The 17,435-nt window shown below is 68.2% G+C and carries 16 protein-coding genes; 11 read left to right on the top strand and 5 right to left on the bottom strand.

Annotated elements, in window-relative coordinates; all coding sequences use genetic code 11:
- Nucleotide 1: 1 nt before the first annotated feature.
- Nucleotides 2–175, bottom strand: a complete 174-nt coding sequence (locus KDW55_RS29335) for a hypothetical protein (protein ID WP_249173829.1) — start codon at nucleotides 173–175, stop codon at nucleotides 2–4.
- Between KDW55_RS29335 and KDW55_RS05275 the strand changes: the two genes are divergently transcribed.
- From KDW55_RS05275 to KDW55_RS05265, 3 genes are all read left to right on the top strand, one after another.
- Entirely contained in the window at nucleotides 152–913 is a 762-nt protein-coding gene (locus KDW55_RS05275; RefSeq protein ID WP_349252590.1) for a PilZ domain-containing protein, read from the top strand. The two genes, KDW55_RS29335 and KDW55_RS05275, sit on opposite strands and share 24 nt — an antisense overlap.
- A gap of 304 nt (nucleotides 914–1,217) precedes the next feature.
- The gene (locus KDW55_RS05270) at nucleotides 1,218–1,547 is read left to right on the top strand and encodes a DUF4148 domain-containing protein (RefSeq protein ID WP_212160027.1); all 330 of its coding nucleotides are present in this window, start codon (nucleotides 1,218–1,220) and stop codon (nucleotides 1,545–1,547) included.
- Nucleotides 1,548–1,830: 283 nt separating this feature from the next.
- The gene (locus KDW55_RS05265) at nucleotides 1,831–2,235 is read left to right on the top strand and encodes a lysozyme inhibitor LprI family protein (RefSeq protein ID WP_209822586.1); all 405 of its coding nucleotides are present in this window, start codon (nucleotides 1,831–1,833) and stop codon (nucleotides 2,233–2,235) included.
- Between the two features lie 72 nt (nucleotides 2,236–2,307).
- On the opposite strand, the gene KDW55_RS05260 is transcribed toward KDW55_RS05265, so the two are convergent.
- Together KDW55_RS05260 and KDW55_RS05255 are read right to left on the bottom strand one after the other, a co-directional pair.
- Nucleotides 2,308–2,955 (bottom strand): response regulator transcription factor, encoded by a 648-nt coding sequence (locus KDW55_RS05260; RefSeq protein ID WP_040139776.1) that lies wholly within the window; start codon nucleotides 2,953–2,955, stop codon nucleotides 2,308–2,310.
- On the bottom strand, nucleotides 2,952–5,063 hold the full coding sequence (locus KDW55_RS05255) for a PAS domain S-box protein (RefSeq protein WP_040139777.1): 2,112 nt from the start codon (nucleotides 5,061–5,063) through the stop codon (nucleotides 2,952–2,954). The genes KDW55_RS05260 and KDW55_RS05255 overlap by 4 nt, the downstream gene beginning before the upstream one ends.
- 316 nt (nucleotides 5,064–5,379) lie before the next feature.
- Between KDW55_RS05255 and KDW55_RS05250 the strand changes: the two genes are divergently transcribed.
- The 5 genes from KDW55_RS05250 to KDW55_RS05230 all read left to right on the top strand — a co-directional run bounded on the left by KDW55_RS05250 (nucleotide 5,380) and on the right by KDW55_RS05230 (nucleotide 10,266).
- Nucleotides 5,380–5,853: a universal stress protein gene (locus KDW55_RS05250; RefSeq protein WP_059546856.1), complete on the top strand. Its 474-nt coding sequence runs from the start codon at nucleotides 5,380–5,382 to the stop codon at nucleotides 5,851–5,853.
- 349 nt (nucleotides 5,854–6,202) lie between these two features.
- Nucleotides 6,203–6,709, top strand: coding sequence for a cupin domain-containing protein (locus tag KDW55_RS05245; RefSeq protein ID WP_040139779.1), 507 nt, complete (start codon nucleotides 6,203–6,205; stop codon nucleotides 6,707–6,709).
- 153 nt (nucleotides 6,710–6,862) lie between these two features.
- On the top strand, nucleotides 6,863–7,888 hold the full coding sequence (locus KDW55_RS05240; RefSeq protein WP_040139780.1) for a DedA family protein/thiosulfate sulfurtransferase GlpE: 1,026 nt from the start codon (nucleotides 6,863–6,865) through the stop codon (nucleotides 7,886–7,888).
- A 357-nt stretch (nucleotides 7,889–8,245) separates the two neighbouring features.
- Nucleotides 8,246–8,869 carry a hypothetical protein gene (locus tag KDW55_RS05235; RefSeq protein ID WP_315854873.1) on the top strand — a complete coding sequence of 208 codons (624 nt, stop codon included), beginning with the start codon at nucleotides 8,246–8,248 and terminating at the stop codon, nucleotides 8,867–8,869.
- Between the two features lie 461 nt (nucleotides 8,870–9,330).
- Complete coding sequence (locus KDW55_RS05230) at nucleotides 9,331–10,266, top strand: universal stress protein (RefSeq protein WP_212160028.1); 936 nt, start codon at nucleotides 9,331–9,333, stop codon at nucleotides 10,264–10,266.
- Nucleotides 10,267–10,748: 482 nt separating this feature from the next.
- Here the strand turns inward: KDW55_RS05230 and KDW55_RS05225 are convergent, their stop codons facing one another.
- Complete coding sequence (locus KDW55_RS05225; protein WP_069242951.1) at nucleotides 10,749–11,165, bottom strand: hypothetical protein; 417 nt, start codon at nucleotides 11,163–11,165, stop codon at nucleotides 10,749–10,751.
- Between the two features lie 588 nt (nucleotides 11,166–11,753).
- Here KDW55_RS05225 and KDW55_RS05220 point away from each other — a divergent pair.
- The gene (locus KDW55_RS05220; protein WP_040139784.1) at nucleotides 11,754–12,011 is read left to right on the top strand and encodes a DUF3562 domain-containing protein; all 258 of its coding nucleotides are present in this window, start codon (nucleotides 11,754–11,756) and stop codon (nucleotides 12,009–12,011) included.
- A gap of 177 nt (nucleotides 12,012–12,188) precedes the next feature.
- Complete coding sequence (locus tag KDW55_RS05215; RefSeq protein ID WP_069242953.1) at nucleotides 12,189–13,988, top strand: methyl-accepting chemotaxis protein; 1,800 nt, start codon at nucleotides 12,189–12,191, stop codon at nucleotides 13,986–13,988.
- Between the two features lie 51 nt (nucleotides 13,989–14,039).
- Here KDW55_RS05215 and KDW55_RS05210 read toward each other — a convergent pair whose 3' ends face one another.
- On the bottom strand, nucleotides 14,040–15,017 hold the full coding sequence (locus KDW55_RS05210) for a sigma-54 dependent transcriptional regulator (RefSeq protein WP_249173831.1): 978 nt from the start codon (nucleotides 15,015–15,017) through the stop codon (nucleotides 14,040–14,042).
- A gap of 424 nt (nucleotides 15,018–15,441) precedes the next feature.
- On the opposite strand from KDW55_RS05210, the gene KDW55_RS05205 reads away from it, so the two are divergent.
- Nucleotides 15,442–17,424 carry an ATP-binding protein gene (locus KDW55_RS05205; RefSeq protein WP_212160029.1) on the top strand — a complete coding sequence of 661 codons (1,983 nt, stop codon included), beginning with the start codon at nucleotides 15,442–15,444 and terminating at the stop codon, nucleotides 17,422–17,424.
- The last annotated feature ends 11 nt before the right edge of the window (nucleotides 17,425–17,435 follow it).

Raw genomic sequence — 17,435 nt, 5'->3', positions numbered from 1 at the left:
GTCACGACAGCCCGCGCGGTCGCTCCGCGCCATTCCGATGCGGCTCATCCACGAACATGTCGCGCTTGCGCGCGATGACGTCTGTGCAGGCGTCCCGCTCCGCTTCGATCTCTACGACGCGGGCGGCGCCGCGCTGTTGCCTGCGGGCACGGTGCTGCGCGATCCGGCCCAGCATGCGCTCCTGTTCGACCACTTCAGGCCCGTTCGCAGACGCGACGACGCCGAACCCGGCCCAACCGCGCACGATCCGGTGCCGGCGGCCCGACACCTGGGGCTGTCGGCCGGTGCGGCGATCGGGATCCGCCGGCGCGTCGGCGCCACGCGCGCGCTGCAACGGTGCCGGTTGATCGGAGTGGGCGCATCCGGCGTCCTGTTCGTCGAGCCGCAGCCTGCGGTGGTGCTGGAATTTGCGTGCGGCGACGACGTCGAGGCGGTCGCAATCGGCCGCTCGGCGGTGTCGCGCTTCGGTGCGACGGTCGAAGCCGTGCACGCAGCCGGCGGGGCGCCTTTCCTGGTGCTGTCGCGGCCCGGTTTTGTCGACCGGTTGCGCACGCGCGCCGAGCCGCGCGTGCCGGTCCGGATCGCTGCCTGGTGCAGCGGCGCTCGAACGTCCGCCGACGGTATCGGAATCGTGCGCGACCTGAGCCTGAACGGTCTGTCGGTCGCGGTCGATAGCCCGCTCGCGGCGGCCGGCGAGCCGTTGAGCATACAGCTGCCGTATGCGGACGGCGATCGTGTCGCGTTGCTGACGCTCGACGCTACGGTCCGCGCGGCGCATGCCGACCCGGCTGCACCGGGCTGGACCCTCCATCACGTGGCCTTCGGCGACACCGCTGCGGCCGAACGGACTCGCCTCAAGGCCTTGCTGTTCGACCTGTCCACCGGGGCGGCGGATACCGAGCGGATCGGCTGAAGCCTCGTTCAAACACCGCGGAAGCGGCGGCACGCGCCGGCTTTCTGCGGTACGGTTTGCGGCTCAATTTTTTGCTCTGCGGACGCCGGCAGGCCCGCGCAGACGCGCCGCCGCCTATTGGATGCGGATGCCGAGATAATCGTCTGATGATTTAGCCGAATGCGCGGCAATTGTACGGATTCGGTCAACAGTGAATTTGCGATTTAAGTATTTACCCTGATAGCGGTGCCGCCTAGACTTTTACTCATGCGCAACGACGACCGAGTCGGAAGCGCCTGACAAAACAATCTGGAGGTAACGCATCATGAAATCGCTGATCAAGGCAGTTGCACTGGCCGCTCTGGCGGCCGCACCGGTCGTTTCGTTTGCCCAATCGAACCAGCAGCCGCTCACGCGCGCCCAAGTGCGCGCCGAACTGGTCCAGCTCGAAAAGGCCGGCTACAACCCGAACGACTGGATCAACTATCCGGAAAATATCCAGGCCGCCCAGGCGAAGATCGCCGCCGCACAGAACACCGGCGCGCAAGCCGATGCAACGGGCTACGGCTCGAACCCGGTCGCGGCGTCGCAGTCGGGGCAGCGTGTAGCGGTGCCCGCCGCCGCCGATCGCTCGTCGGTCTACTTCGGCCATTAAGTCGGCCGCCAAGCTGTTTGCCGCGCGGCCCGACGGCCGCCCGTGACGCCAAACCGGAAAGCCCGCAGTCGCGTGTCGAGTGCGGGCTTTCTTGCATCTGCGGCCGGCGGCGCGCCGGCTGACAATTGCCCGCGCGTGCGCTAGCATCGCGGTCGGCATCGCCGAGCGACGGCGGCCGCGCCGGCTGGAATAGCGCCGGCACGCTCGCAACGCCGCGCGCCGAGGCGCGGCGCAAGCCCGGCACCACGTTCCACGACTTCAACGAAAACAAACAGGAGCATCCATGCGTGTCTCGACCGGCCTGCTGTGCGCGTTCGCGCTGACGGCCAACCTTGCCCATGCGCAGGCGAATTGCGCGAACGCGACAGACCAGACGACGCTGACGGCGTGTGCCGATCGTGCGTACAAGAAATCCGACGCGGAACTGAACCGCACCTACGAGGCCGTCATCGCGCGCCTGCGCGGCGCACAGCCGCTCGCCGACAAGCTCGTGAATGCGCAGCGCGCATGGATCGCGTACCGCGATGCCGAATGCAACTTCTCCAGCGCGAATGCCGAAGGCGGCACCGTGTATCCGATGGTCGTGTCGACCTGCCTCGACGATCTGACGAAGACGCGCAACGAAACGCTGAGGGGTTATTTGTCGTGCGAGGAAGGCGATCTCGCGTGCCCGGTTCCGGCGAAGTAAAGACCGGAGCGAATCCGGCCGATCGCATGTTGCGCGGCTGGCGCGAGCGAAACGGTTTGCCGGCCCGACCGCTTATACGTCGTCCGTTTCGTCGAGCAGTTTGTGCCGCATCGCATAGCGAACCAGCGCCGCTTCGTGCGGCATCTGCATCTTTTCCAGGATGCGGGTCTTGTAGGTGCTGACCGTCTTCGCGCTCACGCATAGTGCCTGCGCGATCTCGGTCAGCGTTTGTCCGGCGGCAATCCGGCGGAACACGTCGAATTCGCGATCGGACAGCCGCTGATGCGGCAGCGTCTCCGCCGGCTCGTTCAGGCTCTGCGCGAACTGCTCGGCCATCGCAAGGCTGACGTAGACGCCGCCCGTCGCAACCTTCGTCACCGCACCGACCAGTTCGGCACTCGCGCTTTCCTTCGTCAGATAGCCCGACGCACCGGCGCGGAACGCGCGCACCGCGTACTGCTGTTCCGCATGCATCGTCAGCACGAGCACGCGCAATGCCGGTTTCTCGTCCTTGATCTGCTTGATCAGTTCGACGCCGTTGCGGCCGGGCATCGACAGGTCGAGCACCAGCACCTGAGCGGGCACCGACCGAACCAGTGCGATCGTCGACGCGCCGTCGCATGCTTCGCCGGCGACCTCGAATCCGGTGGCGTTCTGGAGAATGTGGCGCAGACCGTCACGCACGAGCGTATGGTCATCGGCGATAAGCACCTTGATCATGTGAGGGTGGTTTCCTGTTGAACGGTGGCGAGCGGGAATGCGACGGTAATCGAGAAGCCGCGCGCGAGCGCCGTGTCGATCGTCACGCTGCCGCCCAGCATGTGCGCGCGTTCGCGAATGCCGATCAGGCCGAACGATTTGTCCTCGTGCGCAGCGCCGCCCGGCGCCGCGCCGCGGCCGTTGTCCGCGACGCGCAGCACGCAGACGCCGTCTTCGATGTCGAGCCGCAATGCAACGCGCGTGGCGTCCGCGTGGCGTGCGACGTTCGTCAGCGCCTCCTGGACGATCCGGAACAGCGTGGTCGCCCCCGCGCTGGTGAACGTGAGGCCGCCTGTTTCGATGTGCCGCTCGACGTCGATGCCGTAGCGGTTCGTGAAGTCGTTCGCGAGCCACTCGATTGCGGGCACGAGGCCGAGGTCGTCGAGCATCACCGGCCGCAGATCGGCGGCGATCCGGCGCACCGACGCGACCGTCGCGTCGATCAGCCGGCGCATGCCTTGCAGATGCGACAGCACGCCGTCGCCCGGCCGTGCGTCGGCCGGCGCGCGCAGTTGCTGCTCGACGACCGACAGGTCCATCTTCAGGGCGGTGAGCTGCTGGCCGAGGTCGTCGTGCAGTTCGCGCGCGATGCGCGTCTTTTCTTCCTCGCGCACGTTCTGCAGGTTCGCCGAGAGCTCGCGCAGTTCCTCGCGCGACTGCTTCAGCGCATTTTCCGCGCGCTGCCGCTCGGTGATGTCGCGCAGCATCACCGTATAGAGCTTGCCGGATGCGTCGCGGATCTGCGAGATCGACGCCTCGATCGGGAATTCTTCGCCGTTGCCGCGCAGGCCGAACAGCACACGCTGGCGGCCCATCTGCCGTTCGGACACGCCCGTCACGCCGAACTGGTCGACGTGCTTCGCATGCGCGGCGCGAAATCGTTCGGGGATGAAGCGCGACAGCGGCGCGCCGATCGCCTCCATCGCCGACACGCCGAACACCTGCTCGGCCATCGGATTGAAGATCACGATCGTCTGCTTCTCGTCGATCGTGATGATCGCTTCCATCGACGAACGGATGATGCCCATCATCCGCGCCTCGTTGAGGATGCCGCGGCTGCTCGCGCCCGTGTCGGCGCCGCCCGCGCGCCCGCGCAGCAGCGCATGGACGAGCGCCGCGAACGCGAACGAAGCGATCAGGCCCGCCGCGAGCACCGTGCCCGCCGCGCGCTGCGCGCCGGTCGCGCTCGGCCGGCCGTCCGCGGAATAGGCAAGCGTCAGTATCGTGCCGCCGAAATTCAGCTGGTCGGTGCGCCGCAGCAGGTCGGGCGACGCGGACGCCTCGTCGGTCGTCGCCTCTGCGCTCGCGATCGGGTGCGGATCGTCGCCCGCGCTCAGCCGCAGGTCGAGCCCGCGTTCCGCATCGAGTGCGCGCTCCACGATGCGACTCGGGCTGATTTCCGCGAACAGCACGCCGTCGGCGGCGGATTCAGCGGCGCGGACAGGCGTGACGGCGGTGCGAGAGGCCGCGGCCGCCGGCAGGAACAGCATGAGCGTGCGCGTGTCGCGCGACGTGTCGTTGTCCGTCGAATGAATGCCGAGCGCCACATCGCCGGTCCGCAGCACCTGCGCGAGCGCGGCCTGGTCCTGCGCGCCGAAGCGCACGCCGGGCGAGTTGGCCGCGGGCGCGGCGAGCGCCGCGACCGCGAGCGGGCCGGCTGGCAGCGGCCCATTGCCGCCGAGCGCGGCGCGGGCCGCCGGCGACAACGGCGCGTAGCCGATTTGCCGGACCGGCGAGCGTCCGCTGTCGAAATCGAGCGTATCCGCGTAGCGGCGCCATTGATCCGGCGTCATCTGCGGCGCGAGCGCGAATGTGGCGCGCGCGCCCTTGAGGACAGCGACGCCCGCCTGCAGTTCGTGGCGCAACATCGCCGTCACGTGAGTCGTGCGGCGTTCGAAGCGCGTATGGACGGCGCCTTGCCACTGTTCGCGCACGAGCAGCGCGACGCAGAGCGACAGCGCCGCGCCGGCGAACAGCGTGACGACAGCGGCCGCGAGCGGCTGGCGTAAGATGGGCTGGAAGCGCGTGGGCCCTCGGGCGTCACGCGACGGGGTTCCACTAGCGTTCATTCGATGGCCATTCTGATGTCGGGACCGCCCGTGGCACTGGGCAGCGCGGCAAAGCGGGAAAACTCGCACAGGCCGCATGCGAAGTCTGTTTTGAAGACGAAATTGTGCGCGCTTTACACGTTTTTTGTAATAGGGTCAGCAAAAAATGCGCTTGCCGGGCGGAGCAGAGGGCGTTCCGGCAGCGATTGACGCGCGTCAACGCACGCGCCGGGGCGTGGGGCAGACTGTTCGGCAGGCGAGCCGGCATCGGGTTGGCTCGCGGTGGAGGTTCACCGTCGCGCCGGTGCGCGATCGGTGACCGGTCGGAGGGCGAACAATGTACAAGCGGATTTTCGTCGGGCTGGACGGCAGCCCGAGTGCGCGTCTCGCGCTGAACGAGGCGATTCGGATCGCGGTGGCGTCCGGCGGCGAAGTCACGTGTGCGTATGTCGTCGAACGCAGGCCGCAACTCGTCGATGTGGATGCGGGGTTTGCGGCCGAACACGACGGCGACGTGTCGGCCGTCGACGCGGCGACGCCCGTGCTCGATGACGCGAAAGCGGTGCTCGCGCAGCAACACGTGCCGGGCATCGTGCGCGCGCTCGACGCGTATGGCGAGGACGTCGCGGCGGTGTTGATGCGCACCGCGGCCGAGGCTGACGCCGACCTGATCGTGATGGGGACGAGCGGGCGGCACGGCTTGCGTCGGTTGCTGCTCGGCAGTGTGGCGGAATCGCTGCTGCGCGCGGCCGACCGGCCCGTGTTGCTGGTGCGGCACGATGAGCCGGTTGCGGCGGCACGGGCGCGCTGACGCGCGGTAGTCGGTGCCGCGGGCTGCGCTTGCGGTGCGCGGCCCGTCGGCTGCGCGCAGATGACGCGTGCGGTGGCGCGCAGCGCCTGCGAAAAGGATATGCACGCCGCACATGCGGCGCATGCGCAACGCACGATCGGGCGCGGCGGTTGCATCGCGGCCCACAGTTCTGGCAGCATCGGCCGGGTATCCGCATCATCGTCGCGCGCCGCGTTGCGTGCGATCCACGTCGCCGCGCGCATGGCCGCGGCGATCGATACAGCGGCAAGCGACGGCGGCCGATCGCTTTGTCGATCGGCCTGGCTATCCGCCGCGTGCCCGGGCTTTCCCTTTACCGATATCATCCGCCATGCCGATTTCCGCCGCCGACCTGATTCGCCAGTTCGACCTGCAGCCGCATCCCGAAGGCGGCTATTTCCGGGAAACCTATCGCGCGACCGATTCGGTCGTACGTCCTGCCGACGGTGCGCCGCGCGCGGCGTCGACCGCGATCTACTACCTGTTGTGCGACGGCGCGTATTCGTCGTGGCACCGGATCCGTTCCGACGAAGTCTGGCATTTCTACGCGGGCGATCCGCTCGAGGTGTGGGTGCTCGACGAACACGACGGTCTGACCATTCACCGGCTCGGCAACCCGCTCACGCATCCCGGCACTGTGTTCCAGGCGGTCGTGCCGGCCGGACGCTGGTTCGGCGCACGATGCGCGTCGCCGGAACACGTCGCGCTCGTCGGTTGCACCGTCGCGCCGGGGTTCGAGTTTGCCGAATTCGAGCTGGCCGACGCGACGGCGCTGGCCGCCGCCTTCCCCGCGTACGCGGAATACGTCGCAGGCCTCGCGCAGCGCGGCGACGCGTAGGCGCAGCAAGCCGACCGTTCCGCGCGGTCCCGGCCAAACCCGTTTAGAATGCGGGATGGTGCAGGGTCGGCGCGGACGTGCCGCGGCGATCGCTGCCAGCCGTATCGGCGGCGCCCCCGTCGCACGGTCCGCATGTCTTCCAGGAGCGCCGCCGTGTGGCACTTTCCCATCGCGATTCCCTCGTCGCTCGGCCCGTGGGCCGTGTTCGCGAGCGTACTGATCACGCAGCTCGGCGTGCCGGTGCCGGCCGTGCCGATGCTCATTCTCGGCGGTACGATGGCGGCGATGGGGCAGGCATCCTGGGCGAGCATGTTTGCGGCGGCGATCGGCGCGACGATGCTCGCCGATTCGCTGTGGTTCTTCATGGGCCGCACCCGCGGCCGGCGTCTACTGAACGGGCTCGTACGTTTTTCGTTGTCGCTCGACACCACGCTGCGTTTCGCGCGTAATGTTTTCGAAAGATACGGCGCGCCGCTGCTCGTCCTCTCCAAGTTCCTTCCGGGACTCGGGCTGGTGTCGGCACCGTTGCTCGGCACGACCGCGATCGGCGTCGGCGTGTTCCTGTTCTGGGATCTGGCCGGGGCTTCGTTGTGGGCCGCGTTCTGGCTCATCGGCGGCGCGGCCGTGCACGACCAGATCGTCCAGTTCGTGCTGTGGGTGCGCGCGAGCGGCGGCACGATCCTCGACGCATTCCTCGCGATCTTCATTACGTTCCTGCTGTACCGCTGGGTGCGCCGCGTGCAGTTCCGCCGCTACCTCGCGCAGGTGCGCATTTCGCCGCCGCAGCTCGTCGAAATGATGACGTCGAACGAGCCGCCGCTGATCTTCGATGCGCGGCCGCGTGCGATCCGCGAACGCGAACCGTACCGGATCGCCGGCGCGGTGCCGGTCGATCTCGATTCGCCGGACCTGCTCGATCCCGAGCTGCTGAAGCGGCCGATCGTCGTGTATTGCGTGTGCCCGAACGAGGCTACCGCGAAGCGGCTCATCGCGAAGATGCAGCGCAAGAAAATGCTTCACAACATCAAGGCGCTGAAAGGCGGGCTCGATGCGTGGGAGAAACACGGTTATCCGGTCGAGCCCCTGCCGGCCGATCTGGATTCGTCGCGGTATTTCGTACGGCCCGAGCATGCGGCGCTCGGCGGCGAATATACGGTGAGGGCGACGTTGTCGAAGTGATGCCGCGGCGTAGTTGCCGATTATCGGCACGCGTACGTTGCTATCGTGCATACGCGGCGGCGTCAAGCCGTCGCGCGGCTGCGGCGGCGGGCCGTTTCGACATGTTGCCGTGAAGTAACGTGTCGCAGATTTCTCGGCGATGTCGGCCTAATATCTCGCAATTCGACCTTGGCGGATAGGCAAAGAGCATCGCGTCTCAAGTTGGCACGTAATGGAGGCCGGCGCACCGGTTCGCCTTCATCGCCGCAGCCTTCCCAACCGTCTACTCAGACGGCATGTCGGCCGAGCGGGAAGTTCACCTATTCGGGCTCGGCATCCCAGATCGCCGCCAACAACGGCCAACTGGCTATCGTGGTCGTGCCCAGCCTGCCTGCCGCCTATGCGAAGAACCGCAACTTCACCGCGCCGAACGCGCCCGCGTCCAGTCAGCTTCAGCAGCCAGGGGGCGCATTTACGACGCTTGCGTCGTCGGCCGCGGAGACCGACTGCCTGGGGCTCGACCACGGCGCCGTAACGGAGATTGAAAGCGTGGGGACCGATGTCGCGATCGGCCGCTGGAATCAGGCGATGGATACGGACGGCAACACCTATACCAGTCAGCAAGGCGTCCACTACGCGGTCGGCACGCCGTTGTCGTTGCAGGCGACGAGCGGCACGCTGGCATGCACCCAACTGCTCGCCGATACGGTCGCGAACGCGGACGGCGGCGCGGCAGGCACGCTCGGAACGAGTTCCGCTACGGTCGATCTCGCGACGCGCACGCTCAACAACCTGACCCTGTCGATCAACCTGATGGACAGGCCATATACGTTGACGAGCACGCAGGCGCCGTTGAACGGGGCATCGACTACGGGGCAGTTGCTGCTCCAGTCGGTAGTGGTCGGGCACGACGCAACGCGGCCGTTGATCGCAGTCGGCTACACGGCCACGCTGCCGAACAGTGACACCATTGGGGGCGTCGTGGTGCTTTCGTGCACGTGATCGCGTTCGCGGCGCAATCAATCGGTCGCCGCGAGCGTCGGACGTCGGGCGCGGCTTTCTCGCGCTGACTGCCGTGGTAGTACGGTCTCGCTCGACATGCGCGTCGCGCTCGCGATCGGCCAGGTGTGAATCGTGCAGCGCGGCGTCGTGTGCGTGGTAGTCGCTCGTAGTCGCGCGCACCGCCTCGCCCGGTCTGGCCGTAATAAACCATCGAGTCGACGCCCGCCGCGCTGCGCCGGACGCATGGAACATGCGCGTGCCTTGCAGCGCGGCCTACCGGTGTTTGATCCCGATCATGCACGTGTTGGCCCGACGTCATATGCTGTTTGAATCGCTGGTCCGCGCTTCGCGCGGTCATCCGCCGATTCGCGCGCCCGCGCCGGCTGTCTGGCCGGCGCGGCCGCATCCTCGCGAAGTTCCGGTCGTCTCCGCGACGACGCGTCCACAACGAGGCCTTCGCCATGCAATCCACTTCGACCATTCCCGCGCTCGCACGAATCGCGCTGGCCGTCGACCCGACGCCGGAGTCGCTGTCCGCGATCCGCTACACGCGCACGCTATTGCGTCCCGGCATGCGCGTACGCATCGTCTGCGCGATCGACAACCCGCGCCTCGTGTTGCCCGACATTCCGCGCATCGACGCGCTGCTGAGCGCAGCGCGGGACGACATGACGCGCGAAGCGCAGGCGACGCTCACGCGTGCCGCCGGGTTCTTCGCCGACAGCGGCGCGGAGATCGAGCAGGTCGTTATCGATACGTCGATCACCGGCGGTACGGTGGCCAACGCACTCGCGAACGATACGTCGGAATGGCATGCCGACGTGCTGGTGGTCGGCGCCAATCCGCACCATGGCCTGCTGCGGCTCGTCGAAGGCGCGATGTCGGACACGCTGGCCGCACGCGCACGCTGCGCGCTGCTGATCGTGCCTGCCGGCTATGCGCGCCCGACGGAGGGCCCGCTGCAACGCCTGATGTTCGCGGTCGACGGCAGCGAGCCATCGCTGCACGCCGTGCGCGTCGGCCTCGGCTTCGCTGCGCCGACGACACTGCTGTACGCAGCCTACGTCGTCGATCGTGCGGTTCGCTTGACGGATATCGTGCCGGTGCGCGCCCTCGAGGATGCGTATCGCGCGGAGGGCGAGGATGCGCTCGCGCGAGTGGCGCCGCTATTCCATGCGGCCGGGAACCCCACCAAGCGCGGAATCGTCGAAACCCGTCCGACCAGCGACGACGTCGCTCATGCGCTGATGCGCGAAGCGGTGCACTGGCACGCGGAACTGCTGGTGGTCGGCACGCACGGCCGCCGCGGCATCGCAGCCTGGCTGATCGGCAGCGTCGCGCGCCGGCTCGCGCATCTCGCTCAGGTGCCGGTGCTGCTCGTGCGCGGCGCCGATTGAAGTGTTGCGGCGGATCAAGCAAAGCGAACGTTGCTTGACCTGCATCAGAAACGCTGCGCGCATCACGTGACACAGTGGCACAACGCGCTGGTGCGCGCGGAGCACCGCTCGCATCGGAACGCATCGCAATCATTCAGTGCCGCGGCGATTCGGTTGTCTTCTGGCGCCGGGCCGCGCACCGTACGTGAGCCGGTCAATGAACTCTCTGGCACGAGGGTAGGCAGCCGGCGGCTGCCTTGGACAACGGACGGGGTGCATCGCACCCCGTCCGCTTTCCTGGCCCCGTGCAAACCACTTTCCTCGCAGGATATTTTTGTAGCGATGTCGTCGCGTGTAGCGGCGCGTCGCGGCACGTGAGCCGCGATCGTCAACCGGTATGGACGACTCGGCGATACCGTCGCATTCGGCGCGCGTCCAGCGGCGCGGAAATGGCCGGACGGCACGGCATGCCGCCCGTGCCGCGCCTGCCGGATGTCACGCCGTTACGCGGCGCGAAGCGCGCGAAGCTCGCGTCGGCAGTGGGCGCCGCGAGTTGCGCGAGCGTGCCGGCTTACGCCGCGCAGGCGTCCTCGGCCGAGCGGCGTGCGATTGCGCAGTCGCGGCCAGCCGGGGCGCGTCTTGCGGCGCGGCGTCGGCTTGACGGACGCGGACGCGTCCGCGCCGGCACGCGCGCAGAGTGCGGCGGCGAACCGCTGCAGCGCGAATACCGACCCCGCGACGCTCTGGTATTTCTCGCTGCCGATCTGTCCGTCGAGCGTGACCAGCAAGCCGGCTTCGCACGCGAGCGCGAGCAATGCGTCGAGGTCCGCTGGCGGGCGGACAGCGGCAGGCGTCGCGGAAGCGGACGCCGCGCGTGCGCGCCGCTGTCCGTCCGGGGCCGGGAAGTAGCGATGTGACATGATTGGTCTCCTGCGCCGGACCCCGCGCGCCGGCTCGATGGCCGGCTGAGCGATGACCGGTATGAACGCATCGTTCATGTCGCCAGTATCCGCCGCGAAGATCGCGCTGCCAATCGGCGTGCGCTGAAGCCGCTGTCAGCCGTTGCGTGCCGGCTATCGGAATCGGCTGACACGCCGCAGTGCGGATCCGCGGCCGCTGCATCCGCGGCAGCGCCGGCGCGCGATGCCGCGCATCGCGATCCGACACATTCGAACTGACGAAAGCCGGCCCGCGCACGGCGCTTGACGCGGGATTTCGGCCGGTCTAAGTTCCGTCGTGCATCGACGTCGCGCGACGTTGAATCATCAGCGCGACCGGCGGTGCCGCGCCTCGGGGTGGCGTGGTAAATCCTTCCAGTCGTTCGCGGCCATGTGCGCCGCGAATCCTGCGCGCGTGCCGATCCGGCGACGGATCGGCGCGGCGGCACGCAACGTGCCGTTGACCGTGCGCAAACACGTGCCGGCGCATCGCACGCCGGGCGGCGATCCATACCATACTCTTCCATAACGTCAGTTTCCTTTCGTTCCTCGACCGTCAGGAGCCCGTTGATGTCCCAGGACAATCTGCTTGAATCGCTGAAGGCCGTCGCCGAACAGCGCGCGATCGGCGCCGACCAGTTGCGTACGATGCTCGACGACGAAGTCCGCGCGCTGTCGTCCGATGCCCGCGTGCACGATTACATCCACGTGTTCGCGATCCGGCACCTGCGCGAACGGATGCGCAGGCAGGACGAAATCGAGCGCGACACGTCGCCCGGAACGCAGCGCGACGACGCCCAGGATGCCGGCACGCGCCCGCGTCCATGATGCGCCGGAGTCGCGGCCGAGGCGCGAAAGCGTGCCGACAGGACGTGTACGGCCACGGCCGCGTTTCCTCATACTTTTCATCGAATCGTCACGACGATCTCAAGTCGGGCGCGCAAATGCCGTTTACCCGGTGAATTCGTCCACCGCGCATTCGCGCTTCCTTACCGAGTCGTCACCATGTTCTCGTCCATCCGCACCCGCATTCTTGCCGCGTGCGTCGCCATCGTCGTATTCGCGCTCGCCGCCACCACGCTGATCAATTACTTCATCGCACGCTCGTACAACGACGACGCGATCGACCGCAACCTGACGTCGGTCGCGAGCGGTCACGTGGTCGGCATCGGCGACTGGGTCGCGACCAAAAGCCGGATGATCGCCTCGCTCCAGGATGCCGCGCTGTCGCCCGATCCGTTGCCGGTGTTCAAGCAGATGGCCGCAGCAGGCGGCTTCACGAACGTGTACGCAGGCTACGCGGACAAGGCGTTCCATTTCTCCGATCCGACCGGGATCCCGCCCGATTACGATCCGACCGGCCGGCCCTGGTACAAGCAGGCCGCGCAGGCCGGCAAGCCGGTCGTCACGCCGCCTTACGTCGACGCGGGCACCGGCAACCTCGTCGTCACGTTCGCGGCGCCGATCTTGCGCGACGGCGGGCTGAAAGGCGTCGTCGCCGCCGACGTCGCGATGGACAGCGTGATCGCAAACGTGAAGTCGATCCACCCGACGCCCGCGAGCTTCGGGATGTTGATCGACAGCAATGGCCACGTCGTCGCTCATCCCGACGCGAAGCTCACGCTGAAGCCGGTCGCCGACGTGTCGGCGGATCTCGGCGGGATGAGCGTCGCGTCGCTGGCCGCGGCCACCGCGCCGGTCGAAGTGCACGTGGGCGGCGACGCGAAGCTCGTGCGTGCGCAGGCCGTGCCGGGCACCGACTGGTATGCGCTGGTGCTGCTCGACAAATCCGAAGCGACGGCCGGCATGCGCTCGTTGCTGACGGCTTCGCTGATCACGCTGGTGGTGATCGTCGGCGTTGCGTCGCTGATCGTCGGCGCAATCACCACGACCGCCTTCCGCCGTCTGTCGCAGGTGCGCCAGGCGATGGCGTCGATCGGCTCGGGCACGGGCGACCTGACGCAACGCCTGCCGGCCGAAGGCCGCGACGAGGTCGCCGACATCGCGCGTTCGTTCAATACCTTCGTCGACAAGCTGAACGACGTGATGCGCCAGATCCGGGACGCCAGCGAATCGGTGCGCACGGCCGCGAACGAAATCGCCGCGGGCAACCAGGACCTGTCGTCGCGCACCGAATCGGCCGCGGCGAGCCTGGAGGAAACGGCCGCATCGATGGAAGAGATCACCGCGACGGTCGGCCAGTCGGCCGCCGCCGCGGGGCAGGCCGACGAGCGCGCGGCCGCCGCGTCGCGGATCGCGTCGCACGGCGGCGTGGTCGTGTCGGACGTGGTAGCGACGATGGAGAAGATCGAGGAAGCGTCGGGCCGGATCGGCGACATCATCGGCGTGATCGACGGGATTGCATTCCAGACCAACATCCTCGCGTTGAACGCTGCGGTGGAAGCCGCGCGAGCGGGCGAGCAGGGCCGCGGTTTCGCGGTCGTCGCGCAGGAAGTGCGCAGTCTCGCGCAGCGCAGCGCGCAGGCCGCGCGAGAAGTGAAGGTGCTGGTCGAATCGACGGTCGCGAGTGTGTCGGCCGGATCGGGGCAGGTGCGTCAGGCCGGCGAAACGATGCGCGAGATCGTCGCGAACGTCGCGAACGTGACGACGATCATCTCCGAGATCACGCATGCAGCGAACGAGCAAACGCGCGGCATTCAGGAAGTGAACCGCGCGGTCACGCAGCTCGACGAGATGGTGCAGCAGAACGCGGCGCTCGTCGAACAGTCGACCGCGGCGGCCTCCGCGTTGCAGACGCAGGCGAACGCGCTCGCGACGACGGTCGGGCAATTCAAGGTCGCATGATTTCCATCGGCTGATCGACCGCTACCCGCACCGCCGCGCGTGCGGCGATGCTCAACCGTGACCGTCGTTGTCGCGCATTAGCGCGAGCCGGTTGTACAGCGTCTTCAGGCTGATGCCGAGCGCTTTGGCGGCTCGCGGCTTGTTGCCGCCGAAGTGCTCGAGCGTTGCCGCAATGAAGCGTTGCTGCACGTGGTGCAGCGTTGCGCCGAGCGGCAGCGCCATTGCACCGTCGGACGTGCGGTCGGGCAGCATCCTCGGCGTCGGCAGCACGACGTCGATGCCGTCGTCCGCGAGGATGTAGGCGCGCTCGATCGTGTTGTGCAGCTCGCGCACGTTGCCGGGCCACGAATACGCGCGCAGCGCGGCAATCGCCGCGTCGGTCAGCCGTTTGTGCGAGCGATGCCGCGCATTGAGCGCGTCGACGAACTCGTGGGCGATCGCTTCGACGTCGCCGCTTCGCTCGCGCAGCGGCGGCACGTATAGCGCGAATGCGGCGAGCCGGTAGAACAGATCTTCGCGCAAGCGTCCGTCGCGGACGGCCTCGGCCGGATTATGGCGGGTCGCGGACAGGATGCGCACGTCGAGCGGAATCGACTCGGTGCCCCCGACCCGCACGATCGTGTTCGACTCGAGCGCGCGCAGCAGCTTCACCTGCAGCGACGCGGGCATTTCGGCGATTTCGTCGAGCAGCAGCGTGCCGCCGCACGCGGCTTCGAAGAAGCCTTCGCGCTGCGCGAACGCACCGGTGAAGCTGCCTTTTTCGTGGCCGAACAACTGCGCTTCGGCAATGTCTGCCGGGATCGCGCCGCAATTCACGGGAACGAACGGACCGTTGCAGCGGGCGCTCAGATCGTGCAGCCGGCGCGCGACGATGTCCTTGCCGACGCCGCTTTCTCCGGCGATCATCACGCTCGCGCGGGTCGGCGCGATTTTCTCGATACGGGTGAGCAGCGTGCGCATCGCCGCTGAGCGGCCGGTCAGCGCGCGCACGTCGCCGCGTTGCTTCGGACGGTTTGCGGTTTCTCCCATAGGCGTTGGCGGCCCGGTTTTGAAAATCGGCACCGCATACTCCCTTCGTTGCAATATTTATCATCGACAGCGGACCGCCGCGGAAGGTGCCGCGATATAGAAATTTCCAATGCCGGCCGCGGAGCGCCTAGAAAACCGCGATTACCGCGCAGCCATGCCGTTTCGGCATTCGCGCGTCCGTGCCGCTGCCTTTTTACATTCATCCTATAAAAACGCGAAACACGCCGGCAATATTTACCCGGTGAAGCGCGGCACGCGCTGTTAACAGGCCGACGGGCGCGATTTTCTGCCCGTCCGGCGCACACCCGCTGCGGGCACGCCCGTTGCGCGCGCACGCTCGCACGCCCGGCACGCTTCGCGGTATGCCGACCGCAGGGGCGGCAGGCCGTCGAGCAACGGCCGCCGGCGCGATGCAGGGAAAACGATGAGGACCTTTACCCGTGAGCTATATCGGCAGGGCGCATGGGTCGTGCTGGCCGTCGCGGTGGCCTCCGCGCTGCAGGTGTGGGCAATTCGCGTGGTCGGCGTGCATGCGCCATTTGCGCCGCTGCCTCTCTACGCCGCCGTCGCGGCCGCGGCCTGGCTGACGTCTTTCGTCGGCGGGCTGGCCGCGACGGCCGCGAGCATCGCCGTGCTCACCGCGTTGTGGTGGCGGGCCGCGCCGCTGCCGGGCTGGATCGCGCAGGCGGGCGCGTTCGTCGCGATCGGTTTCATCGAGTGCGTGCTGGTGACGGTCGTCAAACCGCTGCTCGCGAACGACCGGCTGCATGGGGCTGACGACGCCGAGCAGGGCGCCGCCGCTCCCGAGCGCCGCGAGCCGGCGCCCGCCGCGCGCTCGCTCGACGACGTGCTGCTGCGGCGCGTGGTCGACGCGTCGCCGGACGCGATCGTCGGCGTCGATGCGGCGCGACGGATCACCAGCTGGAATCCGGCCGCGCGGCGCATCTTCGGCATCGACGCCGCGTCGGTGGCCGGACGCGACGTCACGACGCTGATTGCACCGCGCTGGCTGCGGCTGCATCCGGTTCCGGCCTCGTTCGCACGCGCCCCGGCGACGACCGGCCCGCTCGACATTCTGTGCGTGCGTCACGACGGCACATGCTTTCGCGCGACCTTCGCGGCATCGCCGATCGTCGATGCGCAAGGCAACTGCACCGGCATGTCGATCACGCTGCGCGACGCGCACGAACGCCGCAGCGACGAACGGCGCGACCTGCGTTCGTTGCACGGCGCGCGCGACGCGCGCGTGCAGACCGACGAATCGAACCGGATGAAGGACGAGCTGCTGGCCACCGTGTCGCACGAACTGCGCACGCCGCTGAACGTGATCTACGGCTGGGTCGAAGTGCTGCGCAGCGTCGAGGGCCAGAGTTTCGCGCACCAGGCGATCGACGCAATCGACCGCAGCGCGCGCTCGCTGTCGCGGATGGTCGGCGATCTGCTCGACGCGTCGTCGCTCGCGACAGGCCGGATGCGGCTCGAACGGGCGCCGGTCGATCTGGTGCGCATCGTATTCGACGCAGTGCGCGAACTCGCGGGCACGGCCGAGGCGAACGGCCTCGAGTTGTCGGCCGACTGCGCAATGCCCACTTGCGTGATCTCGGCGGACGGCGAGCGCATGCGCCAGGTGCTGTCGAACCTGCTGTCGAACGCGATCAAGTTTACGCCGGCAGGCGGTCGCATCACGGTGTCGCTGACCCGCGCCGGTGCGCGCGTGCGGCTGGCGGTCGCCGATACCGGGCAGGGCATTTCCCCGGAACGCCTGCCGCATTTGTTCGATACGTTCAACCGGCCGGAAGGCGCGTCCGCATCGCCGAAACGCGGGCTCGGCCTCGGCCTGTCGATCGTGCGCAACATCGCCCGGCTGCATGGCGGCGAGGTCGCGGCGACCAGCGACGGCGCCGGACGCGGCACGACCGTGACGGTCACGCTGCCGGCGGAGTTGAGCACGGACGATCCGACAGTCCAGCCGCGTCGGCCCGGCGGCGCATCGACCGCGGTCGCGCTCGACGGGCAGCGCGTGCTCGTGGTCGACGACGACGCGACTTCGCTCGCAAGTCTCGCGGCCGCGCTTGAAACGCTCGGTGCGCGGGTGTCTACCGCGCGCTCGGGTCACGACGCGCTCGACGCGATCGCGCGGCAGCATCCGAGCGTCGTGTTGTCCGATCTCGCGATGCCCGACGGCGACGGCTTCTGGCTGCTCGACCACATCCGCCAATTGCCGGACAGCGGCGGGCGCGTGCCCGTCGTCGCGGTGACTGCCCATGCGGGCTTGGCGGACCGAAACCGGGTGATGGCCGCCGGCTTCGATGCGTATCTGTGCAAACCGGTGGACGTGCCGACGCTCGCAAGCGTGATCGCGGACATATCGCCGGTCGACACGCCGCGAGACGACCGCCGACACTGACGTACGGCGGC

Origin of the sequence: Burkholderia sp. AU19243, assembly GCF_018148075.1 — a bacterium.
Classification (GTDB): Bacteria; Pseudomonadota; Gammaproteobacteria; order Burkholderiales; family Burkholderiaceae; genus Burkholderia; species Burkholderia latens_A.
Note: the sequence above shows the minus strand (reverse complement) of the source record. Positions and strands in the feature narration are given on the sequence as shown.

Bases quoted from the DNA above. Each gene is read 5' to 3' on its own strand.
- KDW55_RS29335 (WP_249173829.1), bottom strand. From the start codon at position 175: ATGCTGGGCCGGATCGCGCAGCACCGTGCCCGCAGGCAACAGCGCGGC.
- KDW55_RS05270 (WP_212160027.1), top strand. From the start codon at position 1,218: ATGAAATCGCTGATCAAGGCAGTTGCACTGGCCGCTCTGGCGGCCGCA.
- KDW55_RS05265 (WP_209822586.1), top strand. From the start codon at position 1,831: ATGCGTGTCTCGACCGGCCTGCTGTGCGCGTTCGCGCTGACGGCCAAC.
- KDW55_RS05260 (WP_040139776.1), bottom strand. From the start codon at position 2,955: ATGATCAAGGTGCTTATCGCCGATGACCATACGCTCGTGCGTGACGGT.
- KDW55_RS05255 (WP_040139777.1), bottom strand. From the start codon at position 5,063: ATGAACGCTAGTGGAACCCCGTCGCGTGACGCCCGAGGGCCCACGCGC.
- KDW55_RS05250 (WP_059546856.1), top strand. From the start codon at position 5,380: ATGTACAAGCGGATTTTCGTCGGGCTGGACGGCAGCCCGAGTGCGCGT.
- KDW55_RS05245 (WP_040139779.1), top strand. From the start codon at position 6,203: ATGCCGATTTCCGCCGCCGACCTGATTCGCCAGTTCGACCTGCAGCCG.
- KDW55_RS05230 (WP_212160028.1), top strand. From the start codon at position 9,331: ATGCAATCCACTTCGACCATTCCCGCGCTCGCACGAATCGCGCTGGCC.
- KDW55_RS05225 (WP_069242951.1), bottom strand. From the start codon at position 11,165: ATGTCACATCGCTACTTCCCGGCCCCGGACGGACAGCGGCGCGCACGC.
- KDW55_RS05220 (WP_040139784.1), top strand. From the start codon at position 11,754: ATGTCCCAGGACAATCTGCTTGAATCGCTGAAGGCCGTCGCCGAACAG.
- KDW55_RS05215 (WP_069242953.1), top strand. From the start codon at position 12,189: ATGTTCTCGTCCATCCGCACCCGCATTCTTGCCGCGTGCGTCGCCATC.
- KDW55_RS05210 (WP_249173831.1), bottom strand. From the start codon at position 15,017: ATGGGAGAAACCGCAAACCGTCCGAAGCAACGCGGCGACGTGCGCGCG.
- KDW55_RS05205 (WP_212160029.1), top strand. From the start codon at position 15,442: ATGAGGACCTTTACCCGTGAGCTATATCGGCAGGGCGCATGGGTCGTG.